The 766-nt window shown below is 54.4% G+C and carries 1 protein-coding gene; it reads right to left on the bottom strand.

Annotated elements, in window-relative coordinates; genetic code table 11:
• Nucleotides 1-152: 152 nt before the first annotated feature.
• Nucleotides 153-455, bottom strand: a complete 303-nt coding sequence (locus tag PPL9_RS08825; RefSeq protein ID WP_057462360.1) for a helix-turn-helix transcriptional regulator — start codon at nt 453-455, stop codon at nt 153-155.
• Between the last annotated feature and the right edge of the window lie 311 nt (nt 456-766).

The following is a 766-nucleotide window of genomic DNA, read 5'->3' as shown; positions in this document are numbered from 1 at the left end:
CCGGACCTAGCGGCATTTCCGGGGACAAGCCAAAGGCATTTTCGTAAGCGAGCCAGTCTTCATGATAAGTGAAGGACACCCGCTCCCGGCCCCGCCCCGCAGTCCGGTGTAGCGTGCCGATCCGGTGCAAACCCTTCCAATCGATCCAAATCTCAACCATCCTTCAGCCTCGCCCGCTGGGGAAGCCCATCGAGAGACATCTGGTCACCGACTAGGTCGTCGAGTTGCCCCCACCCTTTCAGGAGGCCAAGTGCCTGTAACACAGCCGCATAGGTGCCTATCTTGACTGCTGGATCCCCATCCTCGACCTTGGCCACAGTCTGCCGGGTTGTTCCGGCGCGCTGCGCGATGATCTCGGCCGTCAGCTTTCGACGCAGCCGCGCGATGCGAATGTTTTCCCCGAGGGTCACTAGCTCTTTGCGCGCTGCCCGGGGGATTTTGACTGCAGTAGCCATAATGTTACCTCTAGAGAACATAAATGCCTATAATGTTATATTAAGATGACATTATGATCAATACGTTGCTTTTGGCAATATAGGATCTGCGCTTCGCAGTACTTAGGTGTAAGAACCTGCAATCATAATCCGTCGGGCTTGCAAACATCGCGATTTTGAGCTCGAATTATCTGCATCTATCTGGGGCACCAAACCCACATTAACTGCGAATGAACCCACATTATTTGGTGCGCCGTGGAAAGGCGCGTTTTCCTAGCGGGTGCGAAACCCGCTCAATACTTGTCGCTTCGGTTGATAGCAGCCTGAGCGGA

Source organism: Pseudovibrio sp. POLY-S9 (genome assembly GCF_001431305.1).
In the GTDB taxonomy this organism is placed as follows: domain Bacteria; phylum Pseudomonadota; class Alphaproteobacteria; order Rhizobiales; family Stappiaceae; genus Pseudovibrio.
This window is presented reverse-complemented; position numbering and strand designations above follow the sequence as displayed.

Excerpts from the sequence above, each read along its gene's own strand:
- PPL9_RS08825 (WP_057462360.1), bottom strand. The coding sequence starts at position 455 with ATGGCTACTGCAGTCAAAATCCCCCGGGCAGCGCGCAAAGAGCTAGTG.